The 26,339-nt window shown below is 33.3% G+C and carries 33 protein-coding genes and 2 pseudogenes; 27 read left to right on the forward strand and 8 right to left on the reverse strand.

Translation table 11 applies throughout. The features are described from left to right. From rocR to BAU27_RS15640, 5 genes are all read left to right on the forward strand, one after another. A partial coding sequence (gene rocR / locus BAU27_RS15620; RefSeq protein WP_071771386.1) for an arginine utilization transcriptional regulator RocR occupies positions 1-1,377 on the forward strand: 1,377 nt, incomplete at its 5' end. A gap of 210 nt (positions 1,378-1,587) precedes the next feature. Further along, complete coding sequence (gene kamA / locus BAU27_RS15625) at positions 1,588-3,006, forward strand: lysine 2,3-aminomutase (protein ID WP_071745821.1); 1,419 nt, start codon at positions 1,588-1,590, stop codon at positions 3,004-3,006. Then, positions 3,003-3,275: a YokU family protein gene (locus BAU27_RS15630; RefSeq protein WP_002119088.1), complete on the forward strand. Its 273-nt coding sequence runs from the start codon at positions 3,003-3,005 to the stop codon at positions 3,273-3,275. The genes kamA and BAU27_RS15630 overlap by 4 nt, the downstream gene beginning before the upstream one ends. Before the next feature lie 72 nt (positions 3,276-3,347). Beyond that, positions 3,348-3,563 (forward strand): YozE family protein, encoded by a 216-nt coding sequence (locus BAU27_RS15635; RefSeq protein WP_071745820.1) that lies wholly within the window; start codon positions 3,348-3,350, stop codon positions 3,561-3,563. Between the two features lie 272 nt (positions 3,564-3,835). After that, the gene (locus tag BAU27_RS15640) at positions 3,836-4,498 is read left to right on the forward strand and encodes a hypothetical protein (RefSeq protein ID WP_000101504.1); all 663 of its coding nucleotides are present in this window, start codon (positions 3,836-3,838) and stop codon (positions 4,496-4,498) included. A gap of 4 nt (positions 4,499-4,502) precedes the next feature. On the opposite strand, the gene BAU27_RS15645 is transcribed toward BAU27_RS15640, so the two are convergent. After that, the gene (locus tag BAU27_RS15645) at positions 4,503-4,670 is read right to left on the reverse strand and encodes a DUF3930 family protein (protein WP_000456534.1); all 168 of its coding nucleotides are present in this window, start codon (positions 4,668-4,670) and stop codon (positions 4,503-4,505) included. A 150-nt stretch (positions 4,671-4,820) separates the two neighbouring features. Here BAU27_RS15645 and BAU27_RS15650 point away from each other — a divergent pair, with 150 nt between their 5' ends. The 5 genes from BAU27_RS15650 (at position 4,821) to BAU27_RS15670 (ending at position 7,564) form a co-directional block, all read left to right on the forward strand. Next, positions 4,821-5,000, forward strand: coding sequence for a YozD family protein (locus BAU27_RS15650; protein ID WP_000658453.1), 180 nt, complete (start codon positions 4,821-4,823; stop codon positions 4,998-5,000). A 110-nt stretch (positions 5,001-5,110) separates the two neighbouring features. Beyond that, complete coding sequence (locus BAU27_RS31875) at positions 5,111-5,293, forward strand: hypothetical protein (protein WP_071745888.1); 183 nt, start codon at positions 5,111-5,113, stop codon at positions 5,291-5,293. Further along, positions 5,293-6,114, forward strand: coding sequence for a serine/threonine protein kinase (locus BAU27_RS15660; RefSeq protein ID WP_071771387.1), 822 nt, complete (start codon positions 5,293-5,295; stop codon positions 6,112-6,114). The genes BAU27_RS31875 and BAU27_RS15660 overlap by 1 nt, the downstream gene beginning before the upstream one ends. Beyond that, positions 6,096-6,851, forward strand: coding sequence for a sporulation protein (locus BAU27_RS15665; protein ID WP_071771388.1), 756 nt, complete (start codon positions 6,096-6,098; stop codon positions 6,849-6,851). Before BAU27_RS15660 ends, BAU27_RS15665 begins: the two co-directional genes overlap by 19 nt. 77 nt (positions 6,852-6,928) lie before the next feature. Continuing rightward, positions 6,929-7,564, forward strand: a complete 636-nt coding sequence (locus BAU27_RS15670) for a phosphatase PAP2 family protein (RefSeq protein WP_016129318.1) — start codon at positions 6,929-6,931, stop codon at positions 7,562-7,564. Here BAU27_RS15670 and BAU27_RS15675 read toward each other — a convergent pair. The 3 genes and pseudogenes from BAU27_RS15675 to BAU27_RS33230 form a co-directional block, all read right to left on the reverse strand. Beyond that, the gene (locus tag BAU27_RS15675) at positions 7,554-8,435 is read right to left on the reverse strand and encodes a cation diffusion facilitator family transporter (RefSeq protein ID WP_071771389.1); all 882 of its coding nucleotides are present in this window, start codon (positions 8,433-8,435) and stop codon (positions 7,554-7,556) included. The two genes, BAU27_RS15670 and BAU27_RS15675, sit on opposite strands and share 11 nt — an antisense overlap. Before the next feature lie 426 nt (positions 8,436-8,861). Further along, positions 8,862-9,176: a thioredoxin family protein gene (locus BAU27_RS15680; protein ID WP_071771390.1), complete on the reverse strand. Its 315-nt coding sequence runs from the start codon at positions 9,174-9,176 to the stop codon at positions 8,862-8,864. Between the two features lie 42 nt (positions 9,177-9,218). After that, a pseudogene (locus BAU27_RS33230) lies at positions 9,219-9,566 on the reverse strand (site-specific integrase). A 430-nt stretch (positions 9,567-9,996) separates the two neighbouring features. Here BAU27_RS33230 and BAU27_RS32915 point away from each other — a divergent pair. The 6 genes and pseudogenes from BAU27_RS32915 (at position 9,997) to BAU27_RS15710 (ending at position 13,303) form a co-directional block, all read left to right on the forward strand. Next, a complete protein-coding gene (locus BAU27_RS32915) occupies positions 9,997-10,125 on the forward strand; it encodes a DnaD domain protein (RefSeq protein ID WP_254797967.1) in 129 nt (42 codons plus the stop codon). 5 nt (positions 10,126-10,130) lie between these two features. After that, positions 10,131-10,298, forward strand: coding sequence for a hypothetical protein (locus BAU27_RS32920; RefSeq protein ID WP_254797968.1), 168 nt, complete (start codon positions 10,131-10,133; stop codon positions 10,296-10,298). Positions 10,299-10,405: 107 nt separating this feature from the next. Next, a pseudogene (locus BAU27_RS15695) lies at positions 10,406-11,037 on the forward strand (ATP-binding protein). Positions 11,038-11,042: 5 nt separating this feature from the next. Next, on the forward strand, positions 11,043-11,228 hold the full coding sequence (locus BAU27_RS15700; protein ID WP_071771391.1) for a hypothetical protein: 186 nt from the start codon (positions 11,043-11,045) through the stop codon (positions 11,226-11,228). An 803-nt stretch (positions 11,229-12,031) separates the two neighbouring features. Then, the gene (locus BAU27_RS15705; RefSeq protein WP_071771392.1) at positions 12,032-12,607 is read left to right on the forward strand and encodes a C1q-like domain-containing protein; all 576 of its coding nucleotides are present in this window, start codon (positions 12,032-12,034) and stop codon (positions 12,605-12,607) included. Positions 12,608-12,745: 138 nt separating this feature from the next. After that, positions 12,746-13,303, forward strand: a complete 558-nt coding sequence (locus BAU27_RS15710) for a C1q-like domain-containing protein (protein WP_071771393.1) — start codon at positions 12,746-12,748, stop codon at positions 13,301-13,303. Positions 13,304-13,393: 90 nt separating this feature from the next. On the opposite strand, the gene BAU27_RS15715 is transcribed toward BAU27_RS15710, so the two are convergent. Beyond that, positions 13,394-13,606 carry a hypothetical protein gene (locus BAU27_RS15715; protein ID WP_071771394.1) on the reverse strand — a complete coding sequence of 71 codons (213 nt, stop codon included), beginning with the start codon at positions 13,604-13,606 and terminating at the stop codon, positions 13,394-13,396. A 230-nt stretch (positions 13,607-13,836) separates the two neighbouring features. On the opposite strand from BAU27_RS15715, the gene BAU27_RS15720 reads away from it, so the two are divergent. Then, complete coding sequence (locus BAU27_RS15720; protein WP_071771395.1) at positions 13,837-14,340, forward strand: MepB family protein; 504 nt, start codon at positions 13,837-13,839, stop codon at positions 14,338-14,340. Positions 14,341-14,695: 355 nt separating this feature from the next. Here the strand turns inward: BAU27_RS15720 and BAU27_RS15725 are convergent, their stop codons facing one another. Further along, positions 14,696-14,890: a hypothetical protein gene (locus BAU27_RS15725; protein ID WP_071745807.1), complete on the reverse strand. Its 195-nt coding sequence runs from the start codon at positions 14,888-14,890 to the stop codon at positions 14,696-14,698. A gap of 813 nt (positions 14,891-15,703) precedes the next feature. On the opposite strand from BAU27_RS15725, the gene BAU27_RS15730 reads away from it, so the two are divergent. From BAU27_RS15730 to BAU27_RS15750, 5 genes are all read left to right on the forward strand, one after another. Further along, positions 15,704-16,699 (forward strand): glycoside hydrolase family 25 protein, encoded by a 996-nt coding sequence (locus tag BAU27_RS15730; RefSeq protein ID WP_071771396.1) that lies wholly within the window; start codon positions 15,704-15,706, stop codon positions 16,697-16,699. A gap of 145 nt (positions 16,700-16,844) precedes the next feature. Beyond that, positions 16,845-17,696, forward strand: coding sequence for a peptidylprolyl isomerase PrsA (locus BAU27_RS15735; RefSeq protein WP_071771397.1), 852 nt, complete (start codon positions 16,845-16,847; stop codon positions 17,694-17,696). 455 nt (positions 17,697-18,151) lie between these two features. Beyond that, a complete protein-coding gene (locus tag BAU27_RS15740; protein WP_071771398.1) occupies positions 18,152-18,373 on the forward strand; it encodes a hypothetical protein in 222 nt (73 codons plus the stop codon). A gap of 241 nt (positions 18,374-18,614) precedes the next feature. Beyond that, on the forward strand, positions 18,615-19,022 hold the full coding sequence (locus BAU27_RS15745; RefSeq protein ID WP_071771399.1) for a hypothetical protein: 408 nt from the start codon (positions 18,615-18,617) through the stop codon (positions 19,020-19,022). Between the two features lie 323 nt (positions 19,023-19,345). Continuing rightward, the gene (locus tag BAU27_RS15750) at positions 19,346-19,681 is read left to right on the forward strand and encodes a YolD-like family protein (RefSeq protein WP_071771400.1); all 336 of its coding nucleotides are present in this window, start codon (positions 19,346-19,348) and stop codon (positions 19,679-19,681) included. Between the two features lie 331 nt (positions 19,682-20,012). Here BAU27_RS15750 and gerPF read toward each other — a convergent pair whose 3' ends face one another. Beyond that, positions 20,013-20,228: a spore germination protein GerPF gene (gene gerPF / locus BAU27_RS15755; protein ID WP_001141569.1), complete on the reverse strand. Its 216-nt coding sequence runs from the start codon at positions 20,226-20,228 to the stop codon at positions 20,013-20,015. Between the two features lie 212 nt (positions 20,229-20,440). On the opposite strand from gerPF, the gene BAU27_RS15760 reads away from it, so the two are divergent. The 4 genes from BAU27_RS15760 (at position 20,441) to BAU27_RS15775 (ending at position 23,244) form a co-directional block, all read left to right on the forward strand. Continuing rightward, complete coding sequence (locus BAU27_RS15760) at positions 20,441-20,788, forward strand: hypothetical protein (RefSeq protein ID WP_071771401.1); 348 nt, start codon at positions 20,441-20,443, stop codon at positions 20,786-20,788. Positions 20,789-21,115: 327 nt separating this feature from the next. Beyond that, positions 21,116-21,823, forward strand: coding sequence for an SDR family oxidoreductase (locus BAU27_RS15765; protein WP_071771402.1), 708 nt, complete (start codon positions 21,116-21,118; stop codon positions 21,821-21,823). Positions 21,824-22,076: 253 nt separating this feature from the next. After that, positions 22,077-22,736 (forward strand): DUF6944 family repetitive protein, encoded by a 660-nt coding sequence (locus BAU27_RS15770; RefSeq protein WP_071771403.1) that lies wholly within the window; start codon positions 22,077-22,079, stop codon positions 22,734-22,736. A gap of 301 nt (positions 22,737-23,037) precedes the next feature. Further along, the gene (locus BAU27_RS15775; RefSeq protein WP_000990221.1) at positions 23,038-23,244 is read left to right on the forward strand and encodes a YqaE/Pmp3 family membrane protein; all 207 of its coding nucleotides are present in this window, start codon (positions 23,038-23,040) and stop codon (positions 23,242-23,244) included. A gap of 77 nt (positions 23,245-23,321) precedes the next feature. On the opposite strand, the gene BAU27_RS15780 is transcribed toward BAU27_RS15775, so the two are convergent. Next, a complete protein-coding gene (locus tag BAU27_RS15780; protein WP_000777813.1) occupies positions 23,322-23,528 on the reverse strand; it encodes a KTSC domain-containing protein in 207 nt (68 codons plus the stop codon). 469 nt (positions 23,529-23,997) lie between these two features. Here BAU27_RS15780 and BAU27_RS15785 point away from each other — a divergent pair. Next, on the forward strand, positions 23,998-26,339 hold a 2,342-nt coding region (locus BAU27_RS15785; RefSeq protein ID WP_071771404.1), incomplete at its 3' end, for a transglycosylase domain-containing protein.

Below are 26,339 nucleotides of genomic sequence, written 5' to 3' on the forward strand. Positions count from 1 at the left end.
CTAGCAGTTTCGACACAAGAAGTCATTGAAGCGATTTTGGGCAGTATTGATGAGGCTATACACGCAGTGGATGAAAATGGGATTACGATCTTTTATAATACAGTTGCTGCAAAACATGATGGATCCAAAATTGAAAAAGTGTTAGGAAAGCATTTGTTAGAAGCGTTCCCATCTTTAACTAGGGAAACGAGTACATTGATGAAAGTATTAGATACAAAAAAACCAATTGTACATCAAGCGCAGCATTATCAAAATTTAAATGGAGAAGATGTTTGTACGGTAAATACGACGTTACCTATTTTTATAGATGGAAATATTGCTGGTGCTGTTGAAATTGCAAAGGACTATTCTACAATTCAAAAACTTACGGATACAATAGTCGATTTACAGTCAAAAATAAAGCGATCATCTGGCAAAAAAGCGATAAAAAAGCATGTTGCGTTTGAGACGATAGTAACTAATGATGCTCGGTTTAAACAGACGAAAGAATTAGCGCAAAAAGTAGCGCCAACTGATGCAAATGTTTTAATATATGGTGAAACGGGAACAGGGAAAGAGCTATTTGTGCAAGCGATTCATGAAGCTTCTAAACGGAAAAATAAGCCATTTATTGCACAAAACTGCGCAGCTTTGCCAGAGTCGCTATTAGAAAGTTTATTGTTTGGAACGACAAAAGGAAGCTATACAGGGGCAATTGAACGAGCTGGATTGTTTGAACTTGTAGATGGAGGAACATTGTTTTTAGATGAACTGAATTCAATGCCGCTCGATTTACAAGCGAAAATGCTACGTGTATTAGAGGATGGAGTTATTCGTCGCATTGGTGATAATAAGACGAGAAAAGTAGATGTTCGCGTTATTACTGCAATGAATCAACCTCCAGAAGTATGTTTAAGAGAAAATAAAATCCGCACTGATTTATACTATCGATTAAATGTGTTTTCATTATATATCCCGCCACTTCGCGAAAGAACTGAGGATGTACTTTTATTAGCGTCTTACTTTTTGAAAGAATATAATAAAAGTTATAAAAAAGGTGTACTTCAAATGGATAAGGAAGCGAAAGAAAGATTACAAGCTTATCAATGGCCTGGAAATGTTCGTGAGTTAAAACATACGATTGAACATGCTGTCATTATCGCGGAAGGGAGTTCATTAACAGCAAAGTGTTTACCACGTACATTTAGGAAAGAGAAACTTCCGAAGAAGAAAAGTATATTACCGCTTAGGGAAGCTCTACATCAAACGGAAAAGGAATTAATAGATCAAGCGTTAATTGAAACGGAAGGGAATATTTTGCAAGCAGCAAAAATGTTAGGTATTCCGCGTCAAACGCTTCAATATAAACTGAGCAAGTACGACAAAACCGCCGAATAATCGGCGGTTTTTGTGTGTTTGCACCAATAAAAGAGCGTTTACATATATAAAAGGTAATGAATATGATAGTTAATATTCTGTTATTACTGCACTTGAAAATATTTTTTCTCCTATATAATAGGGTATTTCGCACATTTACTTATCAAGAATACGAAGTTGGCATAACAATTGCTTATATAAAGGATGAGCGTATAAAAAGGGGGAATAGCAATGTTACATGATGTATACAAACCAAATCGTCACTGGAAGGATATTGAATTATGGAAAGAGGTTACAGAAGAACAATGGAATGATTGGGTTTGGCAATTAACGAATACGATCAAAACTTTAGATGATTTAAAGAAAGTAATTAACTTAACACCTGAAGAAGAAGAAGGCGTTAAAATTTCAACGAAAACGATCCCGTTAAACATTACACCGTACTATGCTTGGCTAATGAATCCTGATGACCCACGCTGTCCGATTCGGATGCAATCAGTACCGATTTCGGAAGAGTTATATAAAACAAAATATGATTTAGAAGATCCTCTTCATGAAGATGAAGATTCACCAGTTCCAGGGTTAACGCATCGTTATCCAGACCGTGTACTATTTTTAGTAACGAATCAATGTTCTATGTATTGTCGTTACTGTACACGTCGTCGTTTTAGTGGACAAATTGGGATGGGCGTACCGAAAAAGCAATTAGATGATGCGATTGCTTATATTAGTGAAACACCACAAGTACGTGACGTTTTAATTTCTGGCGGTGATGGACTTCTAATTAATGATAAAATTTTAGAATACGTATTAAAGAATTTACGAGCAATCCCGCATGTCGAGATTATTCGTATCGGAACGAGAGCACCAGTTGTATTCCCGCAACGTATTACAGAAAACCTTTGTAACATTATTAAAAAATACCATCCAGTATGGTTAAATACGCATTTTAACACTTCTATTGAGATTACAGAAGAATCGAAACTAGCATGTGAAATGCTTGCAAATGCAGGTGTTCCAATTGGAAACCAAGCTGTAATCTTAGCTGGAATTAATGATAGCGTTCCAATTATGAAAAAACTGATGCACGATTTAGTAAAAATTCGTGTTCGTCCATATTACATTTATCAATGTGATCTATCAGAAGGTATCGGTCATTTCCGTGCACCAGTTTCTAAAGGTCTTGAAATTATTGAAGGCTTACGTGGACATACATCGGGTTATGCAGTACCGACATTCGTTGTTGATGCGCCGGGCGGAGGCGGAAAAATTGCGCTTCAGCCAAACTATTTAATTTCACAAAGTGCGGATAAAGTTGTACTTCGTAACTTTGAAGGGGTTATTACAACGTATCCAGAACCAGAAAATTATATCCCAGGAAGAGCAGAAGGCTACTTTAAAGAGATTTATCCGACTTATGAAGAGAAACGTTCTGATATCGGCGTTGCAGGGTTGATGAGTGATAAGAAATTTAATCTTGTTCCGGATGATTTACAACGTATGAATCGCCGTAAAGATTATGAAGTCAATGAAACGCATGCTTCTTTAAAAGATAAACGTGATAAGCGTGATCAATTAAAAGATAAAAAATATCAAGCACAAATGGCAAAGTTAGAAGATGACAAAAAAAATGAGGGTGACGCAGTATGAATTGTATGTGGTGTGACAGTACAGAAGCGAAAGAAAGCTTGAATACTGTATATTGGGAATTACCAGATGGTACGAAAGCCATTGAAATCCAAGAGACACCATGTATAACTTGTTCCTCATGTGGAATGGATTATCAATCAGACCATACTGTAAAAGAAATTGAAGACCAGTTGTTTTTAATCTATACGAAAGATTTGCCAAAACAACTAACATACGAAGAGTTGATGGGAAGACCACGTCTATTAAAAAGGAATTATTTCGACTTTTAACCAGCTTTTATGCTGGTTTTTTTCTATTTCGCCTTGTATAATGTACCCAAGTTAGAAAGGTAGGGAATATTTTTGAAAAAGACATTTTACCATTATATGATGAAGCACCGTGCAGCTTTATTTAAAAATGAAATATCAGATTTAGCAGAGGCGATGTACGATGATTTAAGTTTTCCGAAGCAATCTGAAGACTATGATGAAATTAGTTCATATTTAGAGTTAAGTGGAATGCTAGAAAGTATGTCTATATTTGATGAAGCATGGGATTTATATATACAAGAGAGATAACGATATTGAAGTGCTACGTAAATGAAAACATAAGGAATACATTACTTTAAAAAAGTGAAGTATTTCTTATGTTTTTTTATTAAATTTCGCCTTGCTGTTAGAACATAAATGTTAAGTAAAAGCTAGTATATATACTAGCTTTTTTGAGTTATACACACATTCTACTTTTTTATTGAAAAAATTTATGAATATAAGCTTCTGTGATAAGCGTTTTTATGTAGGTTGCATATACTGTTATCAAAATCACGACGTTAAAAAAAGGAGAGATATAGATGGCAAGGAAAAAACAACCTAAATACAACGTAGGGGACATTGTCGTGATTACGCTATATGGAACCGTTGGGAAAGTTACAAATATGAAGGTTTTAGATGGAGTTTACGTATACGAAGTAAATAATCACGATGGATTTTATGTAGAGCAAACTCTGCAGCATGTAACAGAGCAAGAAATGAAAAAGGGCGACACAGAGTGGATTGAATTAAATTATAACTTTACGTTTGGTGATCTCGTGCAAGTAACTGGGTATGATAAAGATGTTTTTCGTATTGTTGGTTTTCGTACAGAAGTATGGAGATATAAAAATGATGCATGGGAAGATACTATATATGAATTGTCACGAATTACGGATGGTGAATGGTTAGAAGCTGATGAATCGGATTTAACATTACTTGCTAATGCACAAACGGCAAATGCAATTTTGAAGAAAATGAAACAAGATAAAGCTGGTATGAATAAATTGGATTTAGGAAAATTGAAGTCAATTAACAATTCGAAAAAAGTAAGTGTAAAGACGAATCGCCAAGAAATTATTGATGGATTATTAGATATTTATAATGATTATCATTTGTTATTCGATACATTTAAAGATGAAGAATACAAAATTGTTATGGATGTTGTTCATAATTATTTAGTTAAATTGACAGAGAAAAAATAGTTAACTAGAAAGAGAGAATAAATTGAACAACAACATATGCAGTATAAGGTATGCCTACAATTATTAAAAAAATAAAAAGCCATTTAATAAGAGAGTCTGCCCATTGATCTTCATGCATGAACTCTTCTTTTGTTTGCCCTACTTCTTGATCTACTTCATATTGGTATTCCATCATTATTTCCCCCTTTTTGATAGCTTGTACTACAATCGTATGCACCTCGTCCAAAAGATATGACCTATAAAAAAAGAAAAACTATTTTTCTAATCTCATATACATAATTTTGAGATTTTTTCATAAAACAGAAATAAAGGAGTGATGCTCATGAAGGAAATTGAAGTCGTAATTGATACCGAAGAGATTGCGGAGTTTTTTTATGAGCAACTAATTGAAAGAGGATACGTTCCAAAAAGAGAAGAAGTTGAGGACCTAGCAGATATTACATTTGAGTATTTATTAGAGAAATGCATGATTGATGAAGTTTTTGATGAAGAGGAAGATTGAAAGTAACGGCGGGCTTAACTCGTCGTTTTTTACTCTTTACAAACTTGTCACAAACAGAGTCTACAATTATTGGTATAATTAAAAGAAAATTTTATACAAGAGGTGAAGGGATGTTCAAAAAAATTATTGATTCTTTATTAGGAAAGAAAAAATATCGTTCGTATTCAAGTAGTGATTATCGCCATAGAGGGCGATCTTATTCAAGTAGCGATTATAAACGACGTTCTTCTGATTATGGGCATCATCATTATAAAAGAAAACGTAAAAGTCGTAGCTTCTTTTCAAGTAGCTGATGAAATGGCGTCGTATACTAGCTTTATTTGATAGACCACTGCGAAAAAATATAATTGTTGCAGAGCGGTATAAGATTGAATCAGTAATTGGAATGGGCAGTTATGGGGTTACATATGTCGTTAATGATTTACAAATAAATAAATATAAAGTTTTAAAACAATTAAGAAAAAGTAAACAAAGATATGAGTCTGGTAGAAAATCATTTGAACAAGAGAAAATGATGTTAAAAACATTAAATCATCATGCAATTCCTACTCTATATGATCATTTCGTATGGGAGAAAAAGAGCTTTTTTGTGATGGAGTATATGCCAGGAGAAAATTTCGAAGATTATATTTTCCTAGATGGGCATGTATATGAAGAACGAGAAGTTTTTGAAATTTTATATAAAATATTAGGAATTGTTTCGGTTTTTCATAGTAAAGGTATCATTCACAGAGATTTACGTATTCCGAATATATTAATGAAAGAAAATCAAATTAGTATTATTGATTTTGGATTGGCTAAATTGAAAGGTGAGGGTGATGAGAGAGCTACAACTTATGAAGAGGAACAAGCTTTGATGCGAGAAATTCACTTTCGTAGCGATTTTTATGCGCTCGGTCATTTCGTATTATTTTTACTGTATGCTGGTTATGAATCAACTGAAAAAAAAGAAAACCCTTGGTATGAAGAGTTAGTATTGGAAGAATATAATCGCGAAATGCTAATGCGAATGTTACAAATGAAAGCGCCATACTATGAGAATGTACAAGATCTGAAAAAAGATGTAGCTTACGCTTTAGAAAGGATGGAGGCCCCATGTTTCAAAAGTTTTTAGCAAGCGTTGGTATTGGTAGTGCAAAAGTAGATACGGTTCTTGAAAAAGATGAGTATATAGTTGGAGAAGAGATAATAGGTAAGGTTCATATAACTGGAGGCTCAGTTAGCCAACAAATTGAAAGCATTTACTTAACGTTATCGACGTCTTATGTAAGAGAAGCGGATGATAAAAAAGTAACGGCAACGTATGATTTAGAGCGAGTTCGTTTAACTGATCCATTTTCTGTAGAGCCAAATGAAAAAGTTGAAATTCCATTTTCGTTTTCAATGCCAATTGAAGCGCCACTAACACTTGGAATGAAAACGGTTTGGGTTCATACAGGTCTTGATATTAAACGTAGTATTGATCCAAGTGACCGCGATTATATTCAAGTGTTGCCGAATGCACTATTGAACAGCGTATTAGACAGTGTAAATCAATTAGGTTTTAAAGCGCGTCATATAGAATGCGAAGAATTAGCATATCGATTACGTAAGCAAGTACCATTTGCACAAGAATTTGAATTTATTCCAGTTTCCGGAGAGTATTATGGGAAATTAGATGAATTAGAATTATTAATCTTGCCAATTGCTTACGACCGATTAGAAATTATTATGGAAGTAGATAGAAAATCGCGTGGATTGGCTGGTTTATTTGCCGAAGCGCTTGATCTTGATGAGAAGGTTATTCGCTTTACGGTAACAAGCGAAGATATTCCAACGATGCAGCAAAAAATTAACAATTATATTTTTTAATAAACTATGCATAAAAAAGAAATGGAGAGGAAAACTAAAACAACCGCTCCATTTTTTTGCATAGTGAGGTTATGTATGTGAAACGATATCGACATTTATACTTGTTAAGTTGTACATTACTCATTTGTTTTGTCGCACTATCACTTTCGTATCATACCGCTTGTATTGAAAAAATTGATAATGTAGTTGCACACTTTATTCAAAGTTTCCGAAACGATTATTTGACAACCTATTTTACTTGGATGTCCTTTATCGGTTCAAAAAGAATATATTTCCCGTTACTCATTATACTTGTAATGTATTTTCTCGTTAGAAAAAAACTGCTAAGTGCATTACTTCTAACAATAAATTATTACGGATCTCGTTATTTGAACAGTATGCTAAAACTATGGTATGAACGGGCAAGACCTGATGTAACGCAGCTTGTTACGGCAACTGGATATAGCTTTCCGAGCGGGCATACGATGAATGCTACTGCTTTTTTAGGATTTATTGCATACGTCACAATTACAGAAGATCGTATTTCATTGCATAAAAAATTGCTGATTATTTTTATAGCGAGCTTTGTTGTATTATCTATTTCAGTTAGCCGAATTTATCTTGGCGTACACTATCCATCTGATATATTAGCCGGATGGGCAGCGGGCGGTAGCTGGCTCGTTTTATGTGTTATATTTCATAAGGCGTTCATCAAAAAAGAACCTATGTCATAATAGGTTCTTTTTGCATGGGCTCCACATGAATATGAGCATGATAAATTCCGAATTTCTTTCGAAGCATAGCCTCGATGTTGTCAGTAATACAGTGACTTTCTCCAACATCCATACGCGCATCTACCTCGATTGTAATATCAACGTATGTTTGATTCCCGTACATACGAGCGCGAATATCTACGATGTTTTCCACGCCACCAATATGTTCAATGGCATCAGCGTACTCTTCCATCTTATCTGGATCGATTCCATCCGTTAGCATATGAGAAGCTTCTACGAAAATTTCCCATGCGGTTTTACAAATAATAAGACCGACAATTAAAGCGGCAATAGGGTCTAAAATAGGCATTTGGAACTGTGATCCGACTATACCTATTACTGTACCAATACTTACGAGTGCATCTGATAAATTATCTTTTGCAGCGGCTTCTAACGACTTACTCTTTGTTTGAATCGCAATCTTTTTCGTATATTTATATACGAAATACATTACGACGGCAGAAAATAAAGCAACCCACGCAGCGAGTACATTAGGCACTGCTTGTTTCGGATTTAAAAACGATTGAATTGCACTAACCACAACTTCTAATCCGACCGTTGCCATAATAAAAGAAGCAACAAGTGATGCGATTTGTTCTGCACGCGAATGCCCATATGGATGATCTGGGTCGCGAGGCTTACGAGAAATTTTCAGGCCAATTAATATTGCTAAAGAAGCGCCAATATCCGTTAAGTTATTCAATCCATCAGCACGTAATGCGCTAGAGAGGGTAATATAACTGATGATAATTTTCATAGAGGATAAAAATATGTAGGCCATAATGCTGACAATAGCACCTTTATCAGCTTCTTTATGAGAAAGAGAATCCATTTTAATCACTCACCTTCCTATTAGGAATTTCTTTCTATACATAGAGTATCAAACGAAACTCGTGTGGGTCTATACAAACATTGTTGACGTTTTATAGCTTTTTAAGAAGGGGATAACAAAGTTTCGTTAAGGAAAAAAATGTTGAAAAGTACAAAGCGGAAAGTTGTTTAAACAATTAATGATGATTAAGGCATAGGAGAAGGTGGCGAGAATAATGATTCGCATAATTCCATTCAGGTATATATTTCACAAAATGACTCTTCGTAATTCCTCGTGGGAGTAATATATAAGAAATGATAAAAAAATTTAGTGAATAAGAAGAGGAGAATAATATAAAAATGTTCATTTGCTAAAAAGAGAAAAATACAAAGAACATACTAAGAAACGAAAAACCTCTGAAAATATTTTCAGAGGTTTTTTCGTTTCTTAGTATGCTTCTAAAAACTCAGTAACTTGCTCTTCAGTTTTTGCGTTAGCACTATGTAAGTGGCCAAGCTTCTCGCCATTTTGATAAACAAGCAGGCTTGGAATACCCATTACTTGATACTCTTCAGCAATACTTGGGAACTCATCTTTATTAATAGAATACCATTCAAACTTATTGAACTCTCCCATTACATCTCCGATAAAGTTGTCCATTCTTACGCAATCTGGGCACCATGTAGTAAAGAACTTAACAACTACTGGCTCCTCGCTTGCGATGATGTCTTTGAATTCTTGTTCAGATTTGATTTCTTTCATGTTTTTGACTCCTCTCAATGTCACACGGATAAGCTAGTATTTTTATGCAAAATCCGTAATTGCAAAATCTTCGACTGTTTTTTCTTGTAGGTCTGGTACACATGTGAGTAGGTGTCCAATGTGATGCCTACTCTTTTATGTCCTAATCGTTCACTTACGATTTTCGGATTTACGCCTTATATCCTGCAAACGAATATTAGGAACCTCACTTTTCTTTATAAGCTTTTTCCGGAGCTGTGTCAAACTTCTGAAATTGCAGGGGTTACCGTTATATGTTGGGCAAACCAAATCGTAGTCATTATAGCCTTCACCATATCCCTCTTTTTCTTCAGAAATTTTTTGCAAGATATACATTAGGGAAAGGTATGCTTCAAACGCGGATCGCTCCATTATTTTTAAAGGGCCACCCAAATTATTAACTGCTAAATTATATCCTCCGTAAGTTTGTTCTAGCAATTTTCTATATAGGGAAATGTCAACATGCTAAAGACGGAAAAGAAACAACAACGAATACTTTGAAAGAATTAAAGAAGGCTGGTTATTTAAAAGAGTATCCCGTATAGAATCCAGAGACGGGGAAAATCTCTCATTGGGAAACTGCAGTTTATGAAGTGCCAACCATAGACGAGGAAAACCACCCACTGGAAAAACCACCTAGTGGAAAAACCACCTAGTGGAAAAACCACCTAGTGGAAAAACCGCCACTACCAAATACTAATCTAACTAATGATGATGTAGATAAGCACCCTTTGATAGATGAAGAATTTCAAAAAAGTTACAACTATCTTTTACAGAACAATATCCAGTTAAGGGAACGGTAATGCAGGACCTTGAAGAATTGTTAGGTAGCCAAATCATTATGGGAGCTGTCGATAGAGCGTTTGATCAGTACACAAAGCGATGGAAATACATTAGTGGTATTTTATTCAACTGGCAAAAAGGTACGTGAAAACAATGGCAGATGTAATCAAGCTTGATGAAGATTATAAAAACCAAAGAGGTGGTGTAGGAAATGTAACACGTCGGAACCGCTCTGGCAGCGGTTATGGTACGAGAAGAAGCTATGAGGAAGAAAATGCAAGCCGAGAGCGGAACATGCCAGGCTTTATTAAACGAGTATAGATGTTTAAAGTGTCATGATTCAGAAGTGGTTTTCTACGAAGAGGTTAATCAGTTTGGTATGCGAGTGTAAAGCACAGCGAGTACTAGAACGCAGATTAAAAAATGCAATGATTCCAGAAGAGTTTACAGATGCTCGGTTTGATTCATACAAACGAGAAACAGAAGAACAAAAGCTTTTGTATAGCACGATGGGAAAATACTTGCAGAACTTCAAAGAGATCAAGGAAACAAAACAAAATAGCCTGGGTTTCATCGCGACATTTGGAGAGTTACGAATTAAGCAATTAGAGCCAGCAAAGCGTGCGCAAGCGAAGAGAGAGCATAACAGTTTTGGACTTGGTAAAACGCATCTTCAAGTAGCTGCAGCAAAGTATCTTATGAAACGAGGGCATAGCGTACTGCTTATATCAGACGGAACATTCATGGATGATCTAATTGCAGCCAAGATGATGAACGATGATAAGAAAGAATTTAACCGATTGATGAACCAGGCAAAATAAGTAGAGGTTTTCATCTGGGACGACTTAGGAAAATCGAAATGGTCAGAAGCGAAAGAGAACCTCTACTATCAAATCATTGATTATCGATATCGTCATAATTTGCCGATTTTATACAGCTCTAATGAAGATGATGAAACATTACCTGAAAGATTGGTTATGCAGCCAAGAGCCGATTGTTCGGCATGAGTAAACAATACCTAATCGCTGTAGAAGGCGAAGATTATCGTGAGAAGGAGTGAAGAAAATGTGCATGATATGCAGTAACACGGGCGTAGTTCATAAAGAAATTTATCCTGGGATGATAACGGTTGAGGGTTGTACTTGTGAGGTAGCAAAGCAGCAAGAAGCTACACAAAAAGAGAAATGGGAAGCTTGGTTACAAAGGTTTGCAGAATGGGAAAAGGGGTGTAGCGTGAGCAATGTTGTATGAAAATACCAAAAAGGAGAGTATGCAGTATAAGGGAAAAAGGACAAGCAGTCGTACCTGCTGTCCTTTATAGGAGAAAGATTACTCTGGATTAGAACTACGAATAAGCTGTTTTGAAAGTACTGGATAAATGAACGATGTACTATTAAATATTGCCTGATGATTGTAAATGAAACAGTCGAAGAAGAGCAGTGTTGTATGTAAGAAATACATGATGTTCAGGTAATGAAAGCTAATTAGTAAAGAACTTTTACCGATTTAGTTTATGAAAAAAGGCCCTGTTGTCTCCAACAGGGCCTTTCCTAAAATGGCAAAGAGTAACTCTTACCTTACTCCTTGTCCATAGAATACACAAAATTCTTACGTTTGTACAGGTAAATAATTTACAATAATAATATTAGAATATAATGTTTAACGGTAATTCTGTAAGATGGAATATAATTTGTTATAGAGAGATTGTTGATTTCATAGGGGATTTAAGAGAATATTATCATTTTATCGATAATAAAAGGATATTGAAATAATAAAATATGAAATATTGCATATCGTGCTGAATGTTGAAATCTATTTAATAATAATAAAATTGTACGGAGGAGAAGGCTGGAAATACGAGTTGATGAAACGGGATAATTGATATTAGTGATATAATCAAAATTTAAAATACAGCTTTGTTTTTTAGTTATATTTTCTCTTCAAGCTGTCTTATGGTAGCACGTTCTCATTTTTGTAATAGCAGAACATTAGTCTAAACCTTCCAAATCTAGCTTGCATAATATGTAGTAATAGAGTAGAAAGGAGCGATATATATGTCTTGTTATTACTACTGTAAGAATTGTGGGAGTTACAAAAAGAAAAATCATGATTGTTGTAAAAATAGAAGTGACTATAATAATAAGTGCAGTGAAAAATATGATGATTGTTCTTGCGATCATAAGGAGAAAAACCTTGTAAGAGCATCCGCTTTTAGAGCGGTAAATACAGTTGATCAAAACCTTCCAGCCAATACTTTTGTCAAAGTATTATTTCAAAATGAACAATTTGATTTAGCGGATGAATATAACCCGGCAACATCAGAGTTTACTCCGAAGACTAGAGGCGTTTATTCCGTAATTGGAACGATTGGTTTCTTTCCAAACGATACAAATGTAAACTATAGAGCGCGTGTAGAAGTTCGAGTGAATGGAAATGCGGCAATTGCTATAGATAACGACTTTTTTGGTCCGATAAATTTTGGGAATGTCGTAAGTGTTTCAACAATACTCCAATTACATGCAGGTGATATTGTTGAGATTTTTGCGCAAAGTAGTATAGATGGGGTTATTAGTAGTTCAGAAGATGGTTCTCATTTTGAGGCTGCTAGATTTCCATCTCCAATTGTATAAATATTAAAAAGGAAAAAATTATATTAACTCTGCTTTTCGGTGGAGTTTTTTTAATTTCATATTAGCAATAGCTCGTCTAAACTTTTTAAATTTATTTTGCATAGTATACAACAATAGATTTAGAAAGGGGATATAAATATGTCATATTATTATTGTAAGCATTGCAATGGCTATAAAAAGACACTGCATATTTGTTGTAAGAAGAGTACAGATTATTACGATAAGTGTTGTGATAATGAGAAAGATAAGCTTGTAAGGGCATCTGCTTTTAGAGCTGTTAGTACAGTAAATCAAAATGTCACTGCAAATACTTTTGTTAAAGTATTATTCCAAAATGAACAGTTTGATTTAGCGAATGAATATAATCCAGTAACATCAGATTTTATTCCGAAGACTAGAGGAGTTTATTCTATTATTGGTACAATCAGCTTTGCACCTAATGATAGTAATACGAATTATAGGGCGCGTGTAGAAATTCGGGTAAATGATAATCCAGCTATAGCGATAGATAATGACTTTTTTGGTCCACCCAATTTTGCAAATGTCGTAGCTGTTTCAACAATACTTCAATTACATGCAGGAGATGTAGTTGAAATTTTTGCTGAGAGTGATGTAGATGGACTGATTATACAAAATGATCCAGGATTTATTAGTACGCATTTTGAAGCTGCAAGATTCCCATCTCCAATAAAATAAAAGACATGTTTGTGATTTATGGACTATTTAAAAAAAAGGCTCTACCTTATGGTAGGGCCTTTTTTTTAAAGATGTTAAATTGGTAATATATTAAAATAAGTTCATAAATACTTGATAAGCAACACCTAGAGTTAATACGATAGCTAATAGTTTTGCTACCCAACTCGGTGCATTTAAATTTAGTAAAAGGGAATGACATATACTAAATGTAATGCCGAGTGTTAAAAGAAGTGCGATAAGATATAAAACTAATAGGAAGAAAGGGTGCTCTATGGAGCCAAAGTCAATTTTGAATTGGGTCATATAATATGTACCTCGTTTTTGTTTATATATTAATATAATAATAAATAACACGAAAAATTGGAAGAGTTATGTAATAAATACTATAAAAGTAAATTTGAAGTTATGGATGGAGTAGATAAAATAATCTTTGAAAAGACGATACAAAGCTATCATTCGTTTAAGTATCTTTACAGCGGTTTTTGATTAAAGTTTAAGCTTGATATACTGGAAAATAAAAAAGGTGTGTCTACATGATTGATTTTAGTACTATAGTTGGAAAACTAGATGAAATGATTTACCAACCTAATAATCTATTCATCACTAACCAAAAAGAAGAAAAACAAAATTCAGAATATGCAGGAGGGATATTCCAGCTAAATAATAGAAGTATACGGTTTAGGGTATCAAAAATTACGCCTAATAAGATTGGACAATTTGTTTCTTTTTGGGAGAAAGGGGCTTCCATGAGAAATCAGGCATTTTCTTATGATTTGGCTCCTGATTTTTTAGTTATTACTTGTATAGCGGATAATAAACTAGGACAATTTATTTTTCCAAAAGAGATTCTTCTAAAAGAAAAAATATTAAAAACTCAAAACCAAAAAGGAAAAATGGCTATGAGGGTTTACCCTATTTGGGATAAACCTGCTAGTAATCAGGCTAAGAAGAGTCAACTATGGCAACTTCAATATTTCGTCGATTTAAGTGATGCTGAAAATGTAGCTATCGATAAATTGTTAAACTTATATTCATAACGATTAATAAGAAGATGATTTTTTGAAATACTCGATGTTTGTATGGGTGATCTTCGGAAATATGAACAGGGTAATGGTAAGTAAAGAATAAAAAAAGAGTATACAAATAAAGTATACTCAAAAGAAAGATAGGTTTTATGAGTGGAGTAACTCCATACGATAATATATGCGCATTTTATTAATATGTGTAAAATATCAACGAAATATCAATAGAATATCAATTAATGAGTTATTTTAGTTTATTATTGAAGTTATGTTTTGTGAAATGAAAAAGAGCCGTTTCTTTAGAAAGACTCGGCTCTTTCTATTTTTTTATTATCGAACGGTTCGAAATGAAAAATCACAAATTATATGATTAACAATTTGATAATGATCGGACTTCAGTTATATATTTCTTGAAGTCTGGATATTGAGATACAGTCTGGCAGTTAGGGATGAGTAGTTGATTAATTAAAGATACGTTTGTAATTACTTCGTTACAAGGACCGTAGAATGTAACTTTTAGCTTTGAATTCGGGGGAACTTTGAATACGATAGGCATTTTTTTCATTGAATCAACTCCTTATATAATAGGGGCTATATTTTTATTACTTTTTAATTAGAAAGACGTATTAATATAATATGTAATTTTATTGTATTTGATTATTATATATACGATATTAGTAGATGGAGTTTTATACCGCTATTTGTGGGCAGTAAGACTCTAACCTTAAAATTCGGCGAGAGCAAAGAAGCTAGGTGGAAGCCCTGCTGCCCGTAGACACCCGATTGATGAGGGCTAATAATCAATGGGGATGCCCCCCACTGATTAAAGTTTCACTGTATTTCACCATTTCATTTGAAAGTAAGATGTGGAAATTTAAAATACTTTTTCTAAATTGTTTTATAACTATGTAAAGGAAAGGACATTTTCATAAATAGGAAAAGTTATTTCTAATACGTATCAAAATAGCGCTGTAAAAAAATATATACCATGCATGCCAATACAAAGCTTAAAAAATACTAATACGAGGGAGTAAGCAGTAATTAACTATAAATTGTAAAAAGGCAGCTTTTTTAGCTACCTTTTACAGGGAGATTGAAAAATCTTGGAGGCCATTCATGAGTATAAGCAAAAATTGCTTATATATAGTATGCACATTATTTATAGTTTTATCCCATTATTTAGTATGAAGAAAACGTATACTTATCGTTAATAAATGTAAAAGAGAAGAACTTGTTTATTATGAATAAAAAGAAATTATATAGTTTTAAAAAATAATGAAAATATATTTATTTGTTTTATAGAGGCTTGTTATTAGGCATATGGGTCTAACAATAAAACAAGCTTTGAATAAGCTAATAAAAAAGGAGTTGATTAATAATGGGTTATATTGTAGATATTTCGAAATGGAATGGAAATATTAATTGGGATATTGCAGCGGCTCAGCTAGATTTAGTTATTGCTAGAGTTCAAGATGGTTCGAATACTTCGGATTTTATGTATCAAGGTTATGTGAAAGAAATGAAGAAACGTAGTATTCCATTTGGAAATTATGCATTTTGCCGTTATATATCTATTTCAGATGCAAAAAAAGAAGCGCAAGATTTTTGGAATCGTGGCGATAAAAACGCCAAATTTTGGGTGGCAGATGTAGAAGTTCAAACAATGGTAGATATGCAAGGTGGGACTCAAGCATTTATTGATGAATTACGCCGATTAGGTGCAAAAAAAATTGGTTTATATGTAGGACATCACACGTATATATCATTTGGAGCTCGCAATATTGATGCTGATTTTATTTGGATTCCTCGTTATGGAGGGAATAAACCAGCATACCCTTGTGATATTTGGCAATATACTGATTCAGGAAATGTTCCTGGTATTGGAAAATGTGATTTAAATCAATTAATTGGGAATAAAAATCTTTCTTGGTTTATAGGTTCAAATCAAACAAATCAATCTAGTATTGGAGATAGTAAGCAACCAAATGGAATTGGTATTGCAGTTTCAAAATATAATGATGGATACGGCATTAATTTATATGAAAATCCTGCGAATCCACAGTTTACAGGAAGACTTACGAAAAAAATCCCATATTTAATTTTTAAAGGTTATTGGGGAGGTGGCGAAAAAGATATGATTTGTTTAGGTGGAGAACAACAGTGGGCTAAGTTAGAGCATTTTAATGTGCAATGGTACTATGCATACTCAAAATACACACCTGGATATGAAATTAGAACGTACGATGGACCAAACGGGAATGATACAGGTGCGGTCGATGGGAAAATTCCTTATCGTATTTGGAATCGTCAGGATGGATATGTAGATATAGGTGGAAACAAATGGATCAAAGAAGAACATGTACAGATTAAATGATGTTAAAAAATCGGCTGCATGCCAGCTTTTAGTGTTTAATAAATCTTGCCTCTGACATGAAGAGAAATACTTGCGGAAAACACATTAATTTCACAATAGCGCTGTATAGTTCCTAATATACAATTATCAAAGTGAGGTATTTGAATTGAAAAAGAATAAGCTATTTATGGGAACTATTATTACATGTGTGGCGCTAGTATTGTCTGCGTGTGGTTCCGCAGAAAATGTTGCAACATCAAAAGTAGGAAACGTGACAGAGAAAGAGTTAAGTAAAGAATTAAGGCAAACATATGGAAAAAGTACTTTATCTCAAATGATGTTAAATAAGGCATTGCTAGATAAATATGAAGTTTCAGATGAAGAAGCTAAAAAACAAGTAGACGCAGCGAAGGAACAAATGGGTGACAAGTTTGATGTGGCTTTAGAGCAAGTAGGGTTAAAAAATGAAGATGAACTAAAAGAGAAAATGAAGCCAGAAATTGCGCTTGAGAAAGCGATTAGAGCGACTGTCACAGATAAAGATGTGAAAGATAACCATAAACCTGAAATGAAGGTAAGTCACATTTTAGTGAAAGATGAAAAAACTGCGAAAGAAGTAAAAGAGAAAATAAATAATGGTGAAGATTTTACTGCTTTAGCGAAACAATATTCGGAAGATACTGGTTCAAAGGAACAGGGTGGAGAAATAGCTGGTTTTGCTCCTGGTCAAACTGTGAAAGAGTTTGAAGAAGCTGCGTATAAATTAGATGCAGGACAAGTAAGTGAGCCAATAAAAACATCTTATGGTTATCATATAATAAAAGTGACGGATAAAAAAGAATTGAAACCATACGATGAAGTAAAAGATACGATTCGAAAAGATTTAGAACAACAAAGACTGCAAGATGCGACAGGTAAATGGAAACAACAAGTAATCAATGATCTATTGAAAGATGCGGATATTAAAGTAACAGATAAAGAATTTAAAGATACATTTAAATTCTTAGATGAGAAATAAGGTTTAGAAGAAAAACAGAGATTTAGCATAATGCTATATTTCTGTTTTTTTATTTTCAATAGAAAAGGGAACTCGTATAGAGTCCCCTTTTCACGTTAGTGTGTGTGTTATAAATAGATAGTAAGACAATACAATATTACATTTAAATATTAAGAATTACAATGGGAAAATTTGTATGTAGATAAAAGGAATAAGCAATTTAATTCGCAAAATGTTGAAATGATAATGTTTTAGTTAATTAATCTTGTGAAATATAAACTAAATATATTTTTTGTATTTTCTTAGAGAATGAATAGAAGACATAATTTAAAGAATGATACATACCATATTATCGGAGAGTAAATTGACTTTATACGAAATGAAATGTAGAAATTTTTATTGCAAAAAGTGTTCTATATTATAATATTAATATTTTTAGATTCACTAGATTATTAAATTAACTTGGAGGAGAATATATGAAAGTTATTTTTAAAAGAGAAGGCGGAGGGGAAATTTTCGAATCAGCTAATGAAAATATAAGTATTTTACTAGATGTATTAAAAGAAACAAAAGGGATAAAGATTGGGATGATTGAGTATGAAGTAATAGAATACAAACTGGAATATTATCGGAATCCGAAAAAAACAGAAACAGAGAGAGAATTACATATTATTATGCAACCTAAACTTAATCAATAGAGAAAGTAAAGTAATGAAATAATTAGTTTTGACTTTGTTCGTCCTTACTGATTATTATCCCGCACATAGCAGGATCAGTGAAATGATTTGTCGAAATGTATGAAACTTATAAAGAATGTATTGTTTTACATTCTTTATAAATTTCGAAAATTTTGTGATTTCCGTTCATAATAAAAGTATATGCTTATGTCGATGGAGGGTTAATGAATAGCTTTGTTGAATAATATTGGAGGAGTTAAAAATGAGTTTAGCTAGTTATATAAGTTGTAATGTAGAAGTGCCGTTAACCCCAGAAGATTCCAATGATTTAATCATAATTGGACCGTGCTTTTCAGATGAAGGTTTACTTGAAGTTGTAAAAAAGCATCAATTTCAAACAAATTACATTTATGAAGTATCATCAGGATGGGGAATAGAACTGGTTGAGTGGCAAAGATTAGTTGATAAGAAAGAATCTCAAAATAAACTTTTAACTTTATGCTCGATTATGGAAGGGTATTTAAAAGAAGGAGATTACTTTGAATTATATAGTTGTTGGGTTGGTGAAGAAAATCAGGAAAAAGTAGGGGAATTAAATTTGAAAATAAATCATTTTGATGTAGCTGAAATTTGTATTCCAGAAAGAACGTTAGTTAGGATAGAAAAGTAGAAATATAAAAGCGACTCCACATTGGGTGGAGTCGCTTTTATTGTTGCTACACGTATTCTATGGTGTGATAGGAGGTGCAAAGAAAATTGATTAATAATAGGGAGTAATCAATGGGTATGAATAAACTTCATAGATTAAAGTTACATTTTGTTTGAAAAATTTACATATTGCACTTCTAAAAGAACGTTAGTTCGTGTATAATGAGAACAAATGTTCTTTTGTAGTGGAGATTTCTACAAATTCATAAATAGTTTTGAATTGGAAAGCTACGCTACATATTAAATAAGAGATGGATAGATATAGAAAATTGAGGAGTAAAGAAAATGAGTTATGTAAAGATACAGGAAACAGGAAGAGAGTGGGTTCCGTTTACAGTAATGTCGGAACAATTATTAAGTATGAAAAAAATTATTGGAGAGAAATTAAAAGTCCAAAGACCGCTAATAACTAATGAAGCGAAAGAAAGTATTCCAGACAAGTTATTAACTTCATTATTGTCTGAAGAAGAGATGTTAGTGACATATTTTGAAGAAGGATACATACTTACAAGTTATATGACAGTGGTTCATATAAATCCTATTCAACAAATTGTAAAATGTACAGATGCATTTTATAAAACATATATATTTTCTACAATGGACATAATTGATGTAACCTAAAAGAAGCTGAATTTTGAAATTTAGCTTTTTTAATTTGTCCCGCTATTGGTGGGTAGTTAGATTCACACCTCGAAATTTGGCTGTACGTCAGGCTGCCTGCAAAAGCCCAATTGTTATGGATTAATAGTCAATGGATAATAGACAAAACCCTTACTATTTTTGAAGAGGTGAAGAATTAAATGAAAAAGCAGCTAGATGCAAACTAGCTGCTTAGCCCCAGGGAAAGGGAGAAAAAGATTGGGCACTCAAAAAATTAACGATAGCTGTTTATCAGCCTGAGTATAGTATAGACAAATTTAAAAATATTATACAAATCTGATTACAGATCTGGTTAGGCCGTACCAACTTGGTTTTGATCTGCTAAATCAGAATCAAATGTATTAGTCGCGCTAACCCCGCTAAAAGTGTTCACAACGAAACCAACGTTAGATGCGCCAGAGCCGTTATAAGCTTTTGTATTCTCCTTTGGAGAAACGTTGTAGAAATCACCTAAGTTGAAAGATCCGTTACTATTTTGTACAACTAAATTCCCAACAACTGAGGGCATAAATTTCACCTACCTTATAAGTAATTGTTTGCACTACTATATGAAGGTATAGTTTAATTGGTTCATGTGGCAAATATTGTGGGATAGGGAAACGTTTGAAGCTTTATTTAATCAATTTAGCAAAAAGTATGTTAAATTTAATGAAGAGTTGAATTTTATAAAGAGTAAATTCTAATAATTAATATATACGGAATTAAAGGAGGCGAAATGTAATGGATAATGTTATAAAAACAGTAGATTTAACAGATGTAGAATCAAGTAAACTTGTTGCTTTTATTTGTAGTAATGATGTTACATTGATCGAAAAAGCATTTTGTCCTAATGAAATAAAATTAAAGTTTAATGAAATAGAGATTTTATCGGCAATTAAAACAGCATATATTACGAAAGTATCTATAAGGAAAGAACTTGAAGCGATTTTTCACGATACAGGCGTTTTATTAGTGAAGCAAAATGTTGAAAGGAATAGTATTCAATCTATAACAATGCATTTTGAACAATTTAAAAAGTTGCAAAATGAGATTGAGAATTTAAATGAAAGCGTGTTTAAGGCTACGTGAAAATACTTGGATAAAGGTGGATCATGTTATGTTGAAAATGTCGATTGAAAAGTATTTGGATAAATCGAACTGTAAACATAAATATAAATATAAATATACTTTCATCAATGTGTAACCTATATTTATTGATATGAGAAATGTAGGAAAGCGCAGATACAATTTAAAAATAATAAAGATACAAACAAAAAGAGTAACTATGATGGTTACTCTTTTTGTTTGTAATATGTAATATCAAAAATACTCCTAAAGTATGAAATGAATTGATACTTAAGTAAGAATTTGAATAAGAATAAAAAGAGTAATATTAATTGAAAGGAGGAGATGAAGTTGGAGCGAAACGACATTGAAAAACTTGTAATTATTACTGGAGTAACGCAAGGGTTAGGACGTGCATTGGTTGATAGGTTTCATGAATTGGGATGGAATATAGTAGGGTGTGGACGCTCAAAAAATAAAATTGAAGAGCTTAATAAATATTACGGTGCTTCACATGATTTTCAAATAATTGATGTTTCAAATCATCACCAAGTTAGTAAATGGGCAAGTTGTATTCTTAATAAGTATAGGGCTCCTGATATGTTAATAAATAATGCATCGATTGTTAATCAAAACGCACCGTTATGGAAAGTTACCGCTCAAGAATTTGAAAGTGTAATGAGTGTAAATGTGAACGGGGTAGTAAATGTCATTAGGGCGTTCGTCCCGGCGATGATAGCTAGAAAAGAAGGGATTATTATTAATATGAGCTCTAGTTGGGGAAGAGAAGGTGAGGCTGAGCTTGCTCCATATTGTGCTTCGAAGTTTGCTATTGAAGGTATCACGCAGTCCATGGCAATGGAATTGCCAAATGGCATGGCCGTAGTTGCTTTAGATCCAGGTGGAAGTATTAGCACTCCAATGCTTCACTCCTGTGCACCTCAATATGTAAAAGAATCTCCTACACCTGAAATATGGTCACATAAAGCAATCCATTATATATTAAATATATCAATAGATAAAAACGGAGACTCATTGACATGTCCGATATGCGTTTAATGTTTAGCTAGGTATTAAATGTGATATGCACATTTTTGAAGGACAAGCATATATTGAAGTATGTAAAAAGCATTTGCAAATTAGACATTTATCGAGAAAGCCCTTGTCAAAAAGAGCGCCTGAATGGTGCTCTTTTGTATTATTAGTACATTATGTGATGCACAAAATTACATATGAAAAATAAAATAAAGAATTGAAGGTGATATTTGTTTGTTTCGAATGTACTAGAAAATTTTAATATAGGTGATGGGAAATGAACCTACGCGATTTAGAATTGACAGGGGCCTGGTTTCAAGTAGGAGGAAATCTTATAGCAGCAATTGGAACAACTAGAGGTTTTTCAGGAGAAGAAAAGATTGAGTCGGATCTTGTTATTGTAGGGAGTTCATTACAAGCCCTCGGATATATATTACAAATCATAGCAACTATTGATGCGAAAGATGAAGATAAATGTGAGAAGCAAGAGATAACTATAGATAACAAAAATAAAGCGCTAGCGAAAACGGGGATTGAGTTATTAGCTTTAGGTAATATTTCAAATGTAATAGGAACGTATTTTAATCTCAATGAACAAATGAAAGAAAATGATTTCCTTATAATTACTGGAAATAGTTTGCAATCAATTGGTGCTTTTTTAGGAGTAGAAGTAGCATTGAATGAGATAAATGGAATACAGTGGATTATCGTATTAGGGAATTCAATGCAAAGTTTAGGTGCGGGATTACAAGCATATCAAGGTATTAAAAATATATCAAAAGAAGAAAAGGGAAACGAAGACAGTAATATAGATAAAGAAGCTCAACGTATAATAGGGCTAATAGGCATTTGGATACAGGCAATAGGTACTGTAATTTCAGCAATTGGATTAACCGAAATAGTAGAGGAACAACGATTGGAATCTAAGAAAAGGTGATGAAATACTCATTTCAATGAATTTTGGAGTATTTCAATTTTAGATGTAGGACAAGATTGATGTGTTAATTCATTTTGTAGGCTTTTTCATATAGGTGTAGAATATACATATAAACGAACGAGTGAAAATAACTTGTTAACGTTAGTGAGATGCTCCTCATTTAGTTATACTATTATATGTGATTTTTGTAATGACGAATTCTTATATATGCTTTTAGAAATAATATAATTTCATAGGTTTGATAGTGTAGGAGATGGATGGGTAAGAATTGAAAAAATAAACATTAAGGAGTTTTTTAGACATGATGTACTTATTAGCAATTCTACTTCCGCCAGTAGCTGTTTTATTTTGCGGAAAGCCGTTTCAAGCGATTATTAATTTCATTTTAACCTTGATTTTTTGGGTTCCAGGAGCGATACACGCAGTTCTTGTCGTACATGATAAAAAAGCCGACAGGCGACTTAAAAGACAAATCCAAGCGTACGATGAAATTAATAAAAGAAGATAGAAGGTAAATTGCGAGTGAAAACATACAAAAAAGAAAGGGAATTTGATTCGCCTTTCTTTTTTGTATGCCAATCGAGTTTAAATTTTAGTGTAGCGGTAAGAATTTTTAATATAGGTATTATGATAATAACTTTTAGAGTGTGCGTTTAATAAACCGGTGTAAATGCTTTCTGGTACATTAAAGAAATCATACATACCATTCTTTAGTTGAATACGTAAAATCATTGAAAAAGGATTATAGCCTACAGCAACTATATTTTTTGAGATAACGGGTGAGAGCTTCATCAATACGCAACTCCTTACTTTTCATTTTAGATGGTTTCTTCTAGATAAGGGGATTGTCGTGTTGAAATCCTAATAATTAAAGAGGTATTATATTTATATGCGATATATCAAATGTTCTTTATACGCAATTATAAGGAAGTTCACACGAAGTACATATCGTTGTGCTATTTTTATTTCACCTTTGATTTATAAATAAGAAAATATTGACCATTTGAAAAAAAGGTATATTATTTATACGAGGTATTAAAAATTCACTTCTTACATTCTATGCTTTAAGGGGCAGCATTATTAGAAAAAATAGAAGTGAAAATAGTTTGTATAAGAAGTATTCTAAAATTTATAATCTGTGAATTGGGAAAATATTGAATGCTCCAGGTCAATATACTTTCTTGACTAAATGTATTTGTGAAAGTGACCTCAATATTTTTAAGTAAATCAACGGGAGAATTGAAAGGCAGGAGAAAGTAACATGTCAGAAAATTATCGTTCTCGAGAGGAGCGAAGACAAGTTCAAAAGAAAAAACAGCCAGCTTCTAAAAAAACAAAACCAAAAGGTAAAACATCGTTTTTCCGTAAATTTTTAATTAGTTGTTTACTACTTGGTATTGTAGGTTTAGTGGCAGGGGTGGCTACCTTTTTCGTTATGATAAAGGATGCGCCGAAACTTGAGAAAGCAAAACTTGTTAATCCGTTATCCTCAAAAATTTATGATAAAGACGGGAATTTGGTATATGAATATGGGAAAGAAAAGCGGACGAATGTTACGTATGATCAAATCCCTAAATTGGTAGAAAATGCATTTTTAGCGACGGAAGATGCACGTTTTTATGAGCATAGTGGAGTAGACTTTAAAGGTACTGCACGTGCGGTTTTAGTCAGTCTTAAAGGAGATTATGGCTCTCAAGGTGGAAGTACGATAACGCAGCAAGTTATTAAAAATTACTTCTTATCGATGGAAAAAACGTCAAAGCGTAAGGTTCAGGAAATATATTTAGCGTATAAGCTAGAACAACAATATTCAAAACATGAAATATTAGAGATGTATTTAAATAAAATTAATTTAGGTAACCGTTCATATGGAATCGCAACTGCAGCACAAAACTACTATGGTAAGGAATTAAAAGATTTAACTTTACCAGAAGTTGCGATGCTTGCCGGTTTACCGAAAGCACCAAATAACTATGATCCAACGAAAACAGAAAATATTCAAAGGGCAACAGAAAGAAGAAATACTGTACTAAACTTAATGAATCGACATGGTTATATTACAAAGGCAGAAATGGAAGAAGCATCAAAAGTTCCAGTAACAAAGGGACTTAAGACTGCAACTGTACAAACAATGCCATATCCTGCATTTATGGATGCGGTTGTGAAAGAAGTAGAAAAAGAACTACCAGATGCTAATATTGGTTCTGATGGTTTAGAAATTTATACAACATTGGATCCAAAAGCACAGGATTATGCTGACAAGCTTTTAAATGAAAATATTATTAATTATCCAAATGAGAACTTCCAAGGCGCTTTCACATTTATGGATACGAAAACAGGAGAAGTTCGTGCTATAGGTAGCGGACGTGGTGAAAATAAAGCGGTATTTAAAGGGCATAATATGGCAATTGAATTAGATCGTGCAGCTGGTTCGACAATGAAGCCAATTTTTGACTATGCTCCTGCAATTGAATATTTAAAATGGGCTACGTACCATCAAATTGATGACTCTCCATTTAAATATTCAACTGGACAAGAAGTTCGAAATGCAGACAGAAGTCATTTAGGTCCAATTACTATGCGTGAAGCATTAAAGATGTCGCGTAATATTCCGGCAATTAAAACTGCAAAAGAAGTGGGAATTAGTAAATCGAAAGATTTCTCTGAGAAATTAGGTATTACATTTAATGCAGCACCGACAGAATCTACAGCGATTGGTACAAACGAAGTATCACCAACTGAAATAGCGGGTGCTTATGCGGCATTTGGTAATGATGGTAAGTATACGAAGCCGCATTTTGTTAAGAAAGTAGTTTATCCAGACGGCAAGTCACAAAGTTTTGGACAAAAACCAAAACAAGTTATGGCGGATTCTACAGCATATATGATTACTGATATGCTTCGTTCTGTCGTTACATCAGGTACTGGTACATCGGCAAATGTGGACTCTTTAGATGTAGCTGGTAAAACAGGTACAACTAACTATTCTTCAAAACAACTAGCACAATATGGAATTCCAGAAAGTGCAACTCGTGATAGTTGGTTTGCAGGTTATACACCGCAATATACGATGGCAGTATGGACTGGATATATGAAAGATGGCAAAGATGAGTATATTAGTAGTAAAAATACGAAAATTGCGCAGTTGATTTTTAAATCAATGATGAGCGAGATGGCTACAGATAAATCACGCTTTAAAATGCCAAGTAGTGTTATTCAAGAAGGTAGTGAGTTACGTATAAAAGGTGAAAAACGTGATTCATCTCCAAATACGAGCGTACCGGATACAACGGAACAACCAAAACAAGATCAACAGCAAAAAACTGAAGAAGAGAAAAAGCAAGAAGAATTAAAGAAACAGGAAGAACTTAAGAAACAAGAAGAGCAAAAGAAACAAGATGAACTTAAGCAACAAGAAGAGCTTAAGAAGCAAGAAGAGCAAAAGAAACAAGATGAATTAAATAAGAAAAATGAACAAAATAATGGAAATGGTCAAGGAAATACAACTCCACCGAACAATGGTGGAGGCCAAGGAAATACAACCCCACCGAACAACGGTGAAGGCCAAGGGAATACAACTCCACCGAACACCGGTGGAGGCCA

The organism is Bacillus sp. NH11B (genome assembly GCF_001884205.1).
GTDB lineage: Bacteria > Bacillota > Bacilli > Bacillales > Bacillaceae_G > Bacillus_A > Bacillus_A proteolyticus.